Below are 13,111 nucleotides of genomic sequence, written 5' to 3' on the forward strand. Positions count from 1 at the left end.
ACTCAGGCGTCGATGCTCGCGCGATCGATCTCGCCGCTGGCATCCATGATGAATTCGCGGCGAGGATTCACCTCTGAGCCCATCAGCACGTTGAAGACGCCCTCGGCGGCATGCAGGTCGCTCAGCTTGACGCGCCGCAGCAGGCGATGCTGTGGGTCCATCGTCGTCTCGGCGAGCTGATCGGCGTCCATCTCGCCCAGGCCTTTGTACCGCTGAATGGGCTCTTTGTAGGTGCGACCCTGCTTGCGCAGCATCGCGATCTTCTCGTGCAGCTCGTCTTCGGAATATGTGTAGATCGTCTCGGCCGGTCGCTTACCCCTGCGCGGCACCACGAGGCGATGCAGAGGCGGCACCGCGGCGAAGACGCGTCCCGCTTCGACCATCGGGCGCATGTAGCGGAAGAAGAGCGTGAGCAGCAGGGTGCGGATGTGTGCGCCGTCCACGTCGGCGTCGCTCATCATGATGATGCGTTCGTAGCGAGCCTGCTGCGGGTCGAAGGTGCGTCCGGAACCTGCGCCGACCACCTGGATGATGTTGGCGCACTCGGCGTTGTTCAGCATCTCGGCGACGCTGGCCTTCTGCACGTTCAGGATCTTGCCTCTGATCGGCAGCAGTGCCTGGAACTCGCTGTTGCGTGCCATCTTCGCAGTGCCCAGCGCCGAGTCGCCCTCGACGATGAAGAGCTCGGTCTGATTCGACTCGTTCGATCGGCAGTCGACCAGCTTGGCCGGCAGACTCGACGACTCCAACGCGTTCTTGCGGCGCAGCGTCTCTTTGTGGGTGCGCGCCGAGACGCGCGACTTCATCTCTGCGACGACCTTTTCGAGCAGCAGGTAGGACTGCGCCTTGTCATCACGCTTCTTCGAGGTGAACCGCTCGGTCAGCCCCTTCGAGACGATGCGGCTGACGATCTGGCGTACGGCAGGAGTGCCCAGCACCTCTTTGGTCTGACCCTCGAACTGAGGCTCCGGAACCCGCACGGTCACCACTGCGGTCAGCCCCGCGAGTACGTCGTCTTTCTCGACCTTGTCAGTGCCCGCTTTGAGACGGCGCGAGTTCGTGGCGACCTGTGCGCGCAGCGTCTTCAGCAGCGCCTGCTCGAAGCCGGTCTGGTGGGTGCCCCCCTTGGGCGTCGCGATGATGTTCACGAACGACTTGACCGTCGTGTCGTAGCCGGTTCCCCACCGCAGAGCCACATCGACGTGACAGGTGCGCTCGACTTCGGTGTCGATCATCTCTCCGCCGTCGCCGAGCACAGGAACCGTTTCGGTGAAGTCGCCGTCGCCCTCGATGCGCCAGGTGTCGGTCACCGCCGTGTCGGCACCGAGGTAGTCGACGAACTCGCTGATGCCGCCGTCGAAGCGGAAGCGCTCCTCGGCGACCTCCTCACTGCGTTCGTCGTTCAGCGCCAGTTCGAGTCCGGGCACCAGAAACGCCGTCTGCCGGGCCCGATCCTCGAGGTCTGCGAGACTGAATCGCGACCCCTTCGTGAAGATCTGCGGGTCTGCCCAATACCGAATTCGCGTGCCGGTGACGGCCTTGCGCACCTTGCCGACGACACGCAGCCGATCAGCCGATGCGGCATCCGCCAACGGCGTGAACGGCGACTTCGGGCCGATGCCCTGAGCATCGTCGAAGAAGCCGGGCGTGCCCCGATGAAACGAGAGCTGCCAGGTCTTGCCGTCGCGATCGACCTGCACATCGAGACGTTCGCTCAGCGCGTTGACCACCGAGGCTCCCACGCCATGCAGCCCCCCGGAGCTGGCGTATGACCCACCGCCGAACTTGCCGCCGGCATGCAGCTTCGTGAGCACGACCTCGACGCCGCTGAGCCCGGTCTTGGGCTCGATGTCGACTGGGATGCCGCGACCGTGGTCGCGAACCTCGATGCTCTCGTCGTCGTGGACGACGATCTCGATCGACTCGCCGAACCCGCCGAGCGCCTCGTCGACCGAATTGTCGATGATCTCCCAGAGGCAGTGCATGAGCCCGCGTGAATCGGTCGAGCCGATGTACATGCCGGGCCGCTTGCGCACGGCCTCGAGACCTTCGAGAACTGAGAGCTGACTGGCCGAGTAGTCTGCCGCCGCCACCGCTTTACTCCAAGTAGTCGCGCAGGGCCTGCGAACGCGACGGGTGGCGCAGCTTGGCCATGGTCTTCGACTCGATCTGGCGAATGCGCTCGCGGGTGACGCCGAAGGTGTCGCCGATCTGGTCGAGAGTCTTGGGCATCCCGTCGCCCAGGCCGAAGCGCATGCGGATGACGCCCGCCTCGCGCTCGCTCAGCGAGTCGAGCAGGCTCTCGAGCTGCTGTTGCAGCATTGTGAAGCCCACGGCGTCAGCCGGCACGACGGCGTCGGTGTCTTCGATCAGGTCGCCAAACTCAGAGTCGCCGTCTTCGCCCAGGGGGGTGTGCAGCGAGATGGGCTCACGGCCGTACTTCTGTACCTCGACCACCTTCTCAGGCGTCATGTCGAGCTCTTCGGCGAGCTCTTCGGGCGTGGGCTCGCGGCCGAGATCCTGCAGCATCTGGCGCTGCACGCGGGCGAGCTTGTTGATGACCTCGACCATGTGCACGGGAATGCGGATCGTTCGTGCCTGGTCGGCCATGGCGCGAGTGATGGCCTGACGAATCCACCAAGTGGCGTAGGTCGAGAACTTGAAGCCCTTGGTGAAGTCGAACTTCTCGACGGCGCGGATCAGGCCGAGGTTGCCCTCCTGGATGAGATCGAGGAACTGCATGCCGCGCCCGGTGTAGCGTTTTGCGAGGCTGACGACCAGGCGCAGGTTGGCGCCCAACAGGTGGTTCTTCGCCTTGGTGCCATCGCGTGACACCCATTTGAGCTCGCGGCGTTCTGCCGGGGTGTAGTGCTTCTTGAGCTCGCCGGCCTCGTCGCGGCGCAGAAGCTCCTGTGCGTAGAGGCCAGCCTCAATGCGCTTGGCCAGTTGAACCTCTTGCACGGCGTTGAGCAGCGCGACTTTGCCGATCTGCTTGAGGTAGTCCTTGACCGGGTCGACGGTCGCGCCGGTGATCGCGGTCGAGATCGAGGGGACTTCTTCCTCTTCTTTCATCGAGAGCACGTAGCCCCCGCTCGGCAGGTTCGAGGGCTTCGACTTGGCTGGGGCTGCCTCGTGATCGGCTGCGACGCCGCCGGCCGCAGGCTTCGCGTCGACGCTCGTCTGCCCGGCCGTCGTCACAGCGTCGGCGGATGCTGCGGTCGCCTTGGCCGCATCGGCCTTGGCCCTGCTTGGGGCCTTCTTCTTGGCCGCCGTCTGTCGTGCGGAGGTCTTTGCTGCGGGCTCTGTCGCGGCAGCCTTTGCGGTGGTCTTCTTCGCCGTCGTCTTCGCGGTGCCGGTCTTGGCGGCCGACGCTCGGCTGGCCTCGGCCTTCGTGCTGCGGGACTTGCTGCTGCCGGTCTTGGCTGTCGCAGCCTTCGTCGTGGAGGCCTTCGCCCGTGTCGTCTTCTTCGCTGTGGAGCGTTTCGCTCCGGTGGCCGCAGACGCTGAAGCAGTGCTCGTCTTTCTGGCAGCGGCCTTCTTGGCCGTCGTCTGTTTCTCGTCGGCCGCTGGGGCCGTGGACGCACTCTTCTTCTCAGCCACTGGCTTCGAACCTTCCTGATCAACGCGCACTCGAACAACCCATTATCACACGGGTTGGCCAGCAGGCATGTATCCCCGCCGATTGTGTACAACATTGCGCCCAGTGCCGCTATTCCCGACTGAAGGTCGGGCCGCTCGAAGAGAATCGTGATGCTTTCGTGATTCGAAACCGGGGTGCGATCGGGGCGTCGCGTCGCAGGTCGTGGGTACAATCGACGACGTGACCTCGAAGACCGCCCAGCCTGCCACAGCACTCATCACCGGTGCTGACGCAGGCGTGGGGCGCAGCGCTGCAGCGGCACTCGCCGAAGCAGGCCTCGCGGTGACCCTCGCGGGCCGGTCGAAGACACGACTAGACCGCGTCGCCGACGAGATCCGCGAGCAGAAGCCCAACGCCCAAATCGATGTGCTCGAGTTCGATCTGGCCTCGATCAGCGAGATCAAAGAGGCGGCCGCAGAGTATCTGGTCAGCCACGACCCCTGGAGCGCACTGCTGAATCTCGCCGAGGTCTCCGGAATTGGCCGGCGCGTGCTGACCGAAGACGGCTTCGAATGGAACTTCGGCGTGAACTTCCTCGGCCATTTCGCTCTGACCGGTCTGCTGCTGCCCGGAGCGGCTCAGCAGGCCAAGGTCGTCTCACTCACGTCGGCACGCTACCGTTCGACCAGCATCCGCTTCCATGATCTGCGCTTCGACAACGGCTACAAGGGTTCGCGAGCCTTCGCGCAGAGCAAGCGAGCACAACTGCTCTTCGCCCGTGAGCTTGATCGTCGATGCCGCAGCACTCGCGCGCGACAGTATCCGCATGGGGTTCGGTCGGTGGCGCTGCAGCGTGAGCCGTTGCTCGCGAACCGACTGACGCATCCGCTGCGCCGCTTCGGTCCATCGCTCGACCAGATCGCCGGCGAGGCGGCTGCCCAGCTGGTCATCGACGATCATGGCAATGGCGGCGAGCTGTTCGCACCTGCAGTCGCTGCCGATCACTCAGGCTATCCAGTCCGGGTGACGGGGCTGCAGCTGCCCGAAGAGCAGACCGAGGCCAAGCGTCTGTGGCGAATCTCTGACCAGCTCACCCGCGTGACGTGGTAGTCGTGGGTCGCACTGCGACTCGATCAGCGTTGATAGGTGCGACCGGTGATATCAGACGATCGGCGGCAGGCCGTTGTCAGAGCCATCGCCGTCGCTCGAGCGTTTGCCGCTGTCCTGGTGCCTGGCGAGAAAGCTCTCGAACTCGGCGCCGATCTCGTCGGCGCTGGGCACATCGGTCTGATCGAGGGTCGGCGCCCGTGAGGCGAGATACTCGTCGTGACGCTCTTCGAGGTTCTGCACCATGGTCTGCAATTCGTCGCTCTCGCTCACCTGCTCGTCGAGCTTCGTGAGAAACTCCTTCGCCTGGTCGCGCAGCTCGTCCGTGGGCAGTGCGAGCCCCGTGGCCACGGCGACGCGCTCGGTTGCCGCCACCGCTGCAGGCGGGCACTCGGTCTCGGCGAGGTAGTGCGGTGTGAGCATGACGAAGCCGGTCACCTCGTAGCCGGCTTCGCTCAGACGGCTTTCGAGCATGTGCAGCACGCTGGCGGGCATCGTCGTGGTGGGCTGCCAGACGCCGAACTGATCGATCATGTCTCGCCGAGTGCCCGAAACAGCGGTGCCGATCGGCCTCGTGTGCGGAACAGGCATGGGAATCGAATGCACCCAGGTGACCTCTGAGACCTCGAGGTCGTCGAGCAGTGCGACCAAGTCGTCGAGGAAGGCCAGCCAGCGGAAGTCGGGTTCGAAGCCTCGCAGCAGATAGAAAGGCGCACCCGTCTGGTCGTGCACGAGCTCCAGCGTGAGCGACGGCACGGTGATCTCGGTGATGTGGTCGACCACCAGCTGGGCGACCGGTCGTCGCGACCGGTAGTCGAGCAGATCGTCGGGATCGAATTCCACGATCGTCTCAGGCTGCAGACGAGACATCAGGTTCTCGGTGAACACTTCGACGACCGAGCCGGCATCGGCATACCCCTTCAACGCGGCGACGAGCGGGATGCCGCGGGGCAGATCCTGCAACTGGGCGCGCAGCGTATAGAGGGGATGACGGAAAGACATGTGGCGATTCTACCGGTTGACGGGTGCCGATCGGCCGGTCAGGTGTTCGCCCGCAGCGCACGAAAATCATACGGCCGGATGCGGCGGGAGTCAGTTCTCGACTCGGTATCGAATACGACCGGCCGTGCGGCTGCGTCATGCACTGACAGTCACGGCGCTCGTAGTAGGCTCGATGCAGGAAGCGGAGTGCCTCCCCCCTCAACACTGCGGAACGCAAGGAGCGAAACTTGTCTGAGCATGAATTTGACCTCGTGGTTCTCGGCGGCGGCAGTGGCGGTTACGCCGCTGCGCTGCGGGCACGCGAACTGGGCAGCACCGTTGCTCTCATCGAGAAAGACAAGCTCGGCGGCACCTGTCTGCATCGTGGCTGCGTGCCGACGAAGGCACTGCTGCACACGGCCGAGATCGCCGACGAAGTGCGCACCGCTGGCAAGTACGGCATCGAGGCCGCACTGCAGGGCGTCGACATCCAAGGCGTCAACTCGTTTCGCGCGGGCATCATCTCGTCCAAGTTCAAGGGTCTGCAGGGGCTGGTCAAGGCTCGAGGCGTCGAAGTCGTCGCCGGCGAGGGTCGGCTGACCGATGCGCACACGGTCACAGTCGGCTCTGAGACCTATCGAGGCAAGAATGTCGTGCTGGCCACGGGGTCGTACTCGAAGTCGCTTCCAGGTCTCGAGATCGGCGGGCGAATCATCACGTCGGAACAGGCTCTGGAGCTCACCGAGATCCCCAAGCGCGTCATCGTGCTCGGTGGCGGTGTGATCGGCGTGGAGTTCGCAAGCGTGTGGAACTCTTGGGGCGCCGACGTCACGATCGTCGAAGGCTTCGACCACCTGGTGCCCAACGAAGAGCTGTCGATCAGCAAGTACCTGGAGCGCGTCTACAAGCAGCGTGGCATCAAGCAGCACCTCGGCGTGCGCTTCAAACAGGCCGCCCAGACGACCACTGGCGTCACAGTCACCCTCGAAGACGGCACCTCACTCGACGCTGACTATCTGCTCGTCGCCGTCGGACGCGGCCCCGTCACGCAGAACATGGGCTTCGAAGAGGTAGGGGTCACTCTCGATCGTGGCTTCGTGCCCGTCGACGAGACGCTGCAGACCAGCGTTCCCGGCGTCTACGCCGTCGGGGATATCGTTCCGGGCCTGCAGCTTGCCCACCGCGCATACCAGCAGGGCATCTTCGTCGCCGAGCAGATCGCGGGCCTCGACCCAGTTCCGGTCGCAGACGTCAACGTGCCGAAGGTCACCTACTGCGAGCCTCAGGTCTTCTCTGTCGGTCTGACTGAGGCGAAGGCCAAGGCGGAGTTCGGCGACGACCAGGTCAGCGCCTACGAATACAACCTCGCAGGCAATGCGAAGAGCTCGATTCTCGGCACAGGCGGCTTCGTGAAGCTCGTGCGCCGCGTCGACGGGCCGATCGTGGGCGTGCACGGCATCGGCGGCCGGCTCGGCGAACTGGTCGGCGAGGCGCAGCTCATCGTCAACTGGGAGGCCTACCCTGAAGACGTCGCCCAGCTCATCCATGCGCACCCCACGCAGACTGAGACCATCGGCGAAGCCGCCCTGTACCTGGCCGGCAAACCACTCCACGCCATCTAGACTGATCGACCAGAACCAACAAGGAGACACCACATATGAGTGAGCAGATCGTACTTCCGGCTCTGGGCGAGTCGGTCACCGAGGGCACCGTCACGCGCTGGCTGAAGCAGGTCGGCGACCACGTCGAGGTGGACGAACCGCTATTGGAGGTCTCGACAGACAAGGTCGACACCGAAGTACCCTCCCCCATCTCAGGCACCCTGCAGCAGATTCTCGTGCAAGAGGACGAGACCGTCGAGGTCGGCGCCGTGCTTGCAGTCGTCGGTGACGGGGCAGCGGCTGAGGCTCCTGCGCAGACAGAAGCCGCACCTGCCCAGTCGCAGCCTGAGTCCGCTCCCGAAGAAGCGCCCGCTCCTGCCGAAACAGAGGCCGCTGCCGCACCCGCAAAAACAGAGGCCGCTGCCGCGCCAGCTGCAGGTGCTTCTGCCACAGGCGAGCAGATCGTGCTTCCGGCTCTGGGCGAGTCGGTCACCGAGGGTACCGTCACCCGCTGGCTGAAGCAGGTCGGCGACCACGTCGACGAGGACGAACCGCTACTGGAGGTCTCGACAGACAAGGTCGACACCGAAGTACCCTCCCCCATCTCAGGCACCCTGCAGCAGATTCTCGTGCAAGAGGACGAGACCGTCGAGGTCGGCGCCGTGCTTGCAGTCGTCGGTGACGGAGCCGCTCCGGCCGCCGAGCCTGCTGCGGCCGAAGCAGCACAGGCTCCGGAAGAAGCACCGGCGCCCGAGGCGGCACCTGCGCCGCAGCCCGAGCCAGCCACCCCGTCCGCCGCGCCTCAGCCGAAATCGGAGCCTGCAGCCACGACCGAGCCCGAGCCTGCCTCGCCGGCTCCGGCCGCAGAGCAGAGTTCGGCAGAGCGTCGCAGCGGTCAGGTCGCCGCGCTCAGCGGGCACGCCTACGTGACCCCTATCGTGCGCAAGCTCGCATCGCGTCTCGGCATCGATCTCGACCAGGTCACCGGAACCGGCGTCGGCGGGCGCATCCGCAAGGAGGACGTGCTCAACGCGCAGGCGGCCCAGGCCACTCAGCCCTCACCCGGCTCGACGGCTGCGGCCTCGTCTGCTCCTGAGCCGAAGCGCGGCTATGAGCTTCCGAAGCCTTCAGACCTTCGCGGTCAGCGCGTCCCGCTGTCACGTCTGCGTCAGGTGCTCGCCCGCAACCTGGTGCATTCGATGCAGACCGCAGCACAGCTCACCTCGGTGGTCGAGGTCGACCTGACTGCTGTCGCCTCGTTCCGGCAGCAGCACAAGGCTGAGTTCCAGCAGAAGACCGGACAGAAGCTGTCGTACCTCCCGTTCTTCGCATACGCCGTGGCTCAGGCGCTGCCAGCGCATCCCGCTGTCAACGCGTCGATCGACGGTGACGAAGTGGTCTACCACGATCGCGAGAACATCGCGTTCGCCGTCGACACCGAGAAGGGGCTCTACGCGCCAGTCGTGCACGAGGCAGGCAAACAGAGCCTCGCTGACTTGGCGAAGAGCATCGCAGAGGTCGCCGAGCGCTCACGCGTCGGCTCGCTGAAGCCGGATGACGTGGTCGGCGGAACGTTCACCATCACGAACACCGGCTCACGCGGTTCGCTTCTCGACACCCCGATCTTCTCGCTGCCGCAGTCGGCGATCCTCGGGACCGGCGCCGTCACCAAGCAGCCGCGCGTGCTGACCGTCGACGGTCAAGACGTCATCGCGATTCGTTCAGTGGCGTACCTGAGCCTCTCATACGATCACCGCATCATCGACGGGGCAGACGCCGCTCGGTTCCTCGGTGAGGTCAAAGCAATCGTCGAACAGGCTGACTTCTCGTCAGCGCTCGGCATCTGACTCTGACCGGAAACCAGACCCCGATCGAAGCGCCCTGACTGTCAGGGGGCGAAGAGCGCAAAGAGCATGGCCACGGCTACCACAGTCGTGGCCATTGCTTTTGGCGTCAGGAGTCGCAGGAGGAGCGGCTGGGCGGAGAGATCCTCGCTGACCGCCCGCGCGCGCCGTTCGCACCAGTCCACGCCCAGCTGCAGCTGCGCATCACAACGGCCGAGCAGCGTCTGGACCCGGCCCAGCAGCGTGGCGAGACCGACCAGCCGACCGGCCGCCCCGCGACGACGCGCACGGTCTTTCTGCGTCTGTTTCGCTGACTTCGGCACTGGCCCGGTCGCCCTCTTCGCAGTCCGCACCGTCTTCGCACGCTGGAGCCTGCGCCTTCTTCCGGGCTTCGAGCGATGAGACTGTCGAACGCGAAGCTCGGCAGTCTCCACGGTGCGACCCACCGGCAGCAGTCGAGCCTGAGAGAGGCATCGGCTGCGCAGAAAAGCCTCGCGCAGCGGGACGCCGAGTTCGATCATGTCGAAGAGTTGCTGCAGCTCGCCATCCGCCTCATGAGTGTCGGGCCGCTCGGAACAGCTCGCGGCAAGATGCGTCAGGAGCGATCTGACCAGGGCGAGATCAGACGAATCGAACTGCCGGAAGCCTGCAGGTCTCAGCGCGTCGCGAGCGTCCAGCCGAATGCGCCCGACCGAGTCGATTGCGAGATCGTCGGCGTCGAGTGATGCGCACCTCCAGCCGTTCTGAGCCAGATAGTGCAGGGCGCTGAGCACTGCGAGAGCGATGTGGAACAGATGTGCGGACTGCAGCGGCCGTCTCGTCAGGACTTCGCTCAGCGTCCCAACGCTCGACGAGAGCAGAAGCAGGACTCCTTCGGTGCGATCGGGGCTCATCCCTGCGTGCCGGTCTCTCGCCGCAGGTGCACCATGTGTGCTCACCGCCTCAGCGCCGCGCAGATGAGGATGTCGCAGAAACCCATAGACCTGATGCTGCGCCGAACCGGGGGCGACCATGATCTCCGGGGAGTGCGCCCCGTTCATCCTGACCTGCCCACGACAGAGAAGACAGACGTGAAGTGACTCCAGACAGACGACGAGCGGTGGGCAGAGACTGTGACGAATGGCATGCCCCCACTTCACACCGATCGCAGTTCCCACGGCACCTTCCGCGTGGGCATGTGCATCCAGATGACGACGTTGTCGGGCTGTGCAGAGACCGGATTCGCGGTATTGCGTGATGGCAATCTGCGGAGTGCCCACGGCATCCCCCGATTCTCGGTATTCTAGAAAGCATGTCCAAGACCAAGTCCTCCACGAAATCACCAGGGCGCCTGAAGCAGCTCTGGCAGGTGCTCACCATGACGGTGAAAGCCGACAAAAGCACGATCGGCTGGCTGCTGCTGGCGTTCCTCGGCCCACTGGCCGTGGGCATCGTCATCGCCGTGCTGATCAGCCGGGACAACGTCTTCGGACTGATCGCCTGGATTCTGCTGGGCCTGCTCACCGGCATCCTGGTCGCGCTGATTGTGCTCGGGCGTCGGGCTGAAGCAGTCGCTTACACTCAGATCGAGGGCAAGCCCGGTGCGGTCGGCGCCGTGCTGCGCTCCACTCTGAAGCGCTCCTGGCAGGGCTCCGAGCTGCCTGTCGCGGTGAACCCGCGCACGCAGGACGCCGTCTACCGTGCGATCGGTCGCCCGGGCATCGTGCTCATCGGCGAGGGAGACGCCACTCGCGTGCAGCGTCTGCTGAACGACGAGCAGGTCAAGATTCGTCGAGTCGTCCCGAACATCGAAGTCAACCGCATCGTCGTCGGAGACGGCTCGGACGGCACTGTTCGACTGCGCCAGATCAATCGTCGACTCGCGAAGTTCAAGCCCCGGCTCACCCGTGCCGAGGTGGCAGCCGTCGCGAACCGACTCACCTCGCTCGAACACGGATACGGTGTTCCGAAGGGCATGGATCCGAACAAGGTGCGCCCGAGCCACAAAGGTCAGCGCTGAGCAGTTCTGCCAGCTAAGACGACGGCCGTTCCGGCTGCACGATCGTGCGCCGGGCGGCCGTCTTTGCCCCATACCAGCCCTGGCACGAAGAGGGCGAGCAGCACGGTGCGAATGAGCACCTGGAGGACTCCAGGGCGACCGGCGTTGGCGACGTTGACCACGCGCATGCCGAAGACGAGATGCCCGAACCCCATGCCCAAGGTCGACACGAGGGTCAGCTGCATGACGACCCAGACTGCCATTGTGACCATTCCGTTGCCATGAGCGAAGGCCCAAGAGATCAGGGTGGCGATTCCCCAGTCGAGCCCGAGGCCGAGCAGTCGTCTTGGCAGACCGGCCAACGCGTCGATGGGCACCGCCGATGAGGGATCGATCGATTCTGACGACGAATTCGGGGAGTTGTTCTGCATCCCACGATTCTAGCCAACCGAGCGCGCCTCGTAACATGCGCGAAATATTCGGGATACCGTTGAGTAATCAGCGTTTCATACGCTGAAGCTCATCACTCCGGAGAACACCCGGGGTTTCCTTAAAGCACATGGAGTCGCAGGTATGTTCAAAGATTCTTCAGAAGCTCTCAAGTACATCAGAGACGAAGGCGTCAAGTTCATCGACGTACGTTTCACTGATCTGCCCGGAGTGCAGCAGCATTTCAATCTGCCTGCCGAGTTCGTCGACGAAGACTACTTCGTCGACGGCCAGCTCTTCGACGGCAGCTCGATCCGTGGCTTCGCGAGCATCGACGAATCCGACATGCAGCTGATCCCCGATGTCACCACGGCGTACCTGGATCCCTTCCGCAAAGAGAAGACGCTGATCTTCAACCATGACATCTTCAACCCGCGCAACGGCGAGATCTATTCGAAGGATCCCCGCCAGACGGCGAAGAAGGCCGAGGAATACCTCGCTTCGACCGGCATCGCCGACACCGCGATCTTCGCCAGCGAGGCCGAGTTCTTCATCTTCGACTCAGTGCGCTACGAGATCTCGTCGGGGCGCAGCTTCTACGAAGTCGACTCCAACGAGGCTGCGTGGAACAGCGGCCGCGAAGAAGAGGGCGGCAACCTCGGCAACAAGACCCCGTACAAGGGCGGCTACTTCCCCGTCACTCCCGTCGACAAACTGGTCGATGTTCGCGACGAGATCGTGACCGAACTGATCGCCGCCGGCCTGCAGGTCGAGCGCAGCCATCACGAGGTGGGCACCGCCGGCCAGTGTGAGATCAACTACCGCTTCAGCACGCTCACCAACGCAGCCGACGACCTGCTCAAGTTCAAGTACATCGTCAAGAACGTGGCTCACCGCAACGGCAAGACGGCGACCTTCATGCCAAAGCCGCTCTTCAACGACAACGGCTCGGGCATGCACACCCACCAGTCGCTGTGGAACGCCGGCAAACCGCTGTTCTACGACGAGACCGGGTACGCCGGACTCTCCGATGTCGCACGCTGGTACATCGGCGGCATCCTGAAGCACGCTCCGGCGCTGCTGGCATTCACGAACCCCACGGTGAACTCGTACCACCGCCTGGTTCCGGGCTTCGAGGCTCCGGTCAACCTGGTGTACAGTGCAGGCAACCGTTCGGCGGCCGTGCGCATCCCGATCACCGGCACCAACCCGAAGGCCAAGCGCCTCGAGTTCCGTGCGCCTGATGCCTCGGGCAACCCGTACTTCGCCTTCGCCGCTCAGCTCATGGCCGGCCTCGACGGCATCAAGAACAAGATCGAGCCGCACGAGCCGGTCGACAAAGATCTCTACGAGCTGCCTCCCGAGGAGGCCAAGGGCATCCCGCAGGTGCCCGGATCGCTCGACCGGGTGCTCGACGCACTCGAAGCCGACAGCGACTTCCTGCGTGCTGGCGACGTGTTCACCGATGAGGTGCTGAGCTCCTGGATCGAGATGAAGCGCGAGACCGAGCTCAAGCCGCTCGCTCAGCGCCCGCACCCCTACGAGTTCGAGCTGTACTACGGCTGCTGATCGCTGAACTCGCAGACGGCAA

Annotated in this window: 10 protein-coding genes; 5 read left to right on the forward strand and 5 right to left on the reverse strand. The window is 64.5% G+C overall.

Translation table 11 applies throughout. From position 1 onward, the window contains the following. Positions 1–2: 2 nt before the first annotated feature. The gene (locus F8O08_RS07365) at positions 3–2,093 is read right to left on the reverse strand and encodes a DNA gyrase/topoisomerase IV subunit B (RefSeq protein ID WP_158037979.1); all 2,091 of its coding nucleotides are present in this window, start codon (positions 2,091–2,093) and stop codon (positions 3–5) included. 4 nt (positions 2,094–2,097) lie between these two features. Next, positions 2,098–3,600 carry an RNA polymerase sigma factor gene (locus F8O08_RS07370; protein WP_158037978.1) on the reverse strand — a complete coding sequence of 501 codons (1,503 nt, stop codon included), beginning with the start codon at positions 3,598–3,600 and terminating at the stop codon, positions 2,098–2,100. 220 nt (positions 3,601–3,820) lie between these two features. Here F8O08_RS07370 and F8O08_RS07375 point away from each other — a divergent pair, with 220 nt between their 5' ends. After that, positions 3,821–4,690 carry an SDR family NAD(P)-dependent oxidoreductase gene (locus F8O08_RS07375; RefSeq protein WP_192496871.1) on the forward strand — a complete coding sequence of 290 codons (870 nt, stop codon included), beginning with the start codon at positions 3,821–3,823 and terminating at the stop codon, positions 4,688–4,690. 51 nt (positions 4,691–4,741) lie between these two features. On the opposite strand, the gene F8O08_RS07380 is transcribed toward F8O08_RS07375, so the two are convergent. Then, positions 4,742–5,689: a proteasome assembly chaperone family protein gene (locus F8O08_RS07380; protein ID WP_158037976.1), complete on the reverse strand. Its 948-nt coding sequence runs from the start codon at positions 5,687–5,689 to the stop codon at positions 4,742–4,744. Between the two features lie 227 nt (positions 5,690–5,916). Here F8O08_RS07380 and lpdA point away from each other — a divergent pair, with 227 nt between their 5' ends. After that, positions 5,917–7,290, forward strand: a complete 1,374-nt coding sequence (lpdA, locus tag F8O08_RS07385; RefSeq protein ID WP_158031448.1) for a dihydrolipoyl dehydrogenase — start codon at positions 5,917–5,919, stop codon at positions 7,288–7,290. Positions 7,291–7,325: 35 nt separating this feature from the next. Then, positions 7,326–9,116 carry a 2-oxoglutarate dehydrogenase, E2 component, dihydrolipoamide succinyltransferase gene (gene sucB / locus F8O08_RS07390; RefSeq protein ID WP_158042952.1) on the forward strand — a complete coding sequence of 597 codons (1,791 nt, stop codon included), beginning with the start codon at positions 7,326–7,328 and terminating at the stop codon, positions 9,114–9,116. Positions 9,117–9,157: 41 nt separating this feature from the next. Here the strand turns inward: sucB and F8O08_RS07395 are convergent, their stop codons facing one another. After that, positions 9,158–10,153, reverse strand: a complete 996-nt coding sequence (locus F8O08_RS07395; RefSeq protein WP_158042953.1) for a hypothetical protein — start codon at positions 10,151–10,153, stop codon at positions 9,158–9,160. A 251-nt stretch (positions 10,154–10,404) separates the two neighbouring features. Here F8O08_RS07395 and F8O08_RS07400 point away from each other — a divergent pair, with 251 nt between their 5' ends. Beyond that, entirely contained in the window at positions 10,405–11,112 is a 708-nt protein-coding gene (locus F8O08_RS07400) for a DUF4191 domain-containing protein (RefSeq protein ID WP_158037972.1), read from the forward strand. Here the strand turns inward: F8O08_RS07400 and F8O08_RS07405 are convergent. Beyond that, on the reverse strand, positions 11,103–11,522 hold the full coding sequence (locus tag F8O08_RS07405; protein ID WP_158042954.1) for an RDD family protein: 420 nt from the start codon (positions 11,520–11,522) through the stop codon (positions 11,103–11,105). The genes F8O08_RS07400 and F8O08_RS07405 overlap by 10 nt on opposite strands. Before the next feature lie 142 nt (positions 11,523–11,664). Here F8O08_RS07405 and glnA point away from each other — a divergent pair, with 142 nt between their 5' ends. Beyond that, positions 11,665–13,089: a type I glutamate--ammonia ligase gene (glnA, locus tag F8O08_RS07410; RefSeq protein WP_158031443.1), complete on the forward strand. Its 1,425-nt coding sequence runs from the start codon at positions 11,665–11,667 to the stop codon at positions 13,087–13,089. Positions 13,090–13,111: the final 22 nt, after the last annotated feature.

Origin of the sequence: Pseudoclavibacter sp. CFCC 13611, from assembly GCF_008831225.1 — a bacterium.
Classification (GTDB): Bacteria; Actinomycetota; Actinomycetes; order Actinomycetales; family Microbacteriaceae; genus Pseudoclavibacter_A.

Bases quoted from the DNA above. Each gene is read 5' to 3' on its own strand.
- F8O08_RS07380 (WP_158037976.1), bottom strand. From the start codon at position 5,689: ATGTCTTTCCGTCATCCCCTCTATACGCTGCGCGCCCAGTTGCAGGAT.
- F8O08_RS07395 (WP_158042953.1), bottom strand. From the start codon at position 10,153: ATGAACGGGGCGCACTCCCCGGAGATCATGGTCGCCCCCGGTTCGGCG.
- sucB (WP_158042952.1), top strand. From the start codon at position 7,326: ATGAGTGAGCAGATCGTACTTCCGGCTCTGGGCGAGTCGGTCACCGAG.
- glnA (WP_158031443.1), top strand. From the start codon at position 11,665: ATGTTCAAAGATTCTTCAGAAGCTCTCAAGTACATCAGAGACGAAGGC.
- F8O08_RS07405 (WP_158042954.1), bottom strand. From the start codon at position 11,522: ATGCAGAACAACTCCCCGAATTCGTCGTCAGAATCGATCGATCCCTCA.
- F8O08_RS07400 (WP_158037972.1), top strand. From the start codon at position 10,405: ATGTCCAAGACCAAGTCCTCCACGAAATCACCAGGGCGCCTGAAGCAG.